General features: G+C 52.7%; 1 protein-coding gene. It reads right to left on the bottom strand.

Annotated features, from left to right (window positions below):
* Window positions 1–186: 186 nt before the first annotated feature.
* Entirely contained in the window at window positions 187–702 is a 516-nt protein-coding gene (locus OB03_RS13900) for a hypothetical protein (protein ID WP_461344552.1), read from the bottom strand.
* Between the last annotated feature and the right edge of the window lie 91 nt (window positions 703–793).

The raw sequence follows: 793 nt of genomic DNA, 5'->3' as shown, positions 1-793 counted from the left end.
TCGCGTTCAGGCCATCTCAGGAAACGTGGCTGTGCAGACCACGACCATGGGCGTCGCCACTGTTCAGGATCAACAGCGCGCTAGCTCGATGCGCCGCAGACAGAGGTTAGCGTAATGATTGATACGGATCAGTTGGCCGAAGAGGTAATAGCACTATCGGCAGAAGCCACAGTAGAGGCGCTTATCTCAGCGGACGTAGCGCACATGAATACCGCTAGGCAGAGACGGAACCTTCGGCTCAGAAATCACTCTCTCTAGCAGGGGCACTATGTCCAGCGTTGGATGGGTGAGCCAGTTAATCAAATGGATGTGCGAACCTTCGTCCCAATGTTCGCCGCTGATATCCCGTTGGGTGAAATAAAAAAGGTGCCACTCTTGCGGTCGGTCGACACGCCAGAAGTAATGCGCGTTAAAAAGTTTGCGCTCTTTGAAAGTGGCCATGATTTTGTTGGCAGTTTTCTTGGCTGCTGGCTGTAGAGGCCCGACTCCGTTTTGCGCCAATGCTTCTAAGTTCTCGCTGCTCAAAGAGAGCTGACTGGGCGTAAGGTTGCGGTGGATAGGAAGGTGACCTAGCGGTACGAAAGCTGATTGGCACGCCCAAATAAGGTTGGCGAAGTCATGCGATAGGACCGTGTTAACCTTCAGGTGCGCTTCAAGGGACGCCTTAGTTTCAAGGTCAAATATCCTGTACAATTCGGACATCTGCGAGGGCTATCTCCAAGATTGTCCGAATAGCTTGCGGACGACTCTGGGTAGCATCGTGCTCTGATATCCAGCGGTCAAGCTTGTTCAG

This window comes from Brevundimonas sp. GN22 (assembly GCF_054824005.1).
Note: the sequence above shows the minus strand (reverse complement) of the source record. Positions and strands in the feature narration are given on the sequence as shown.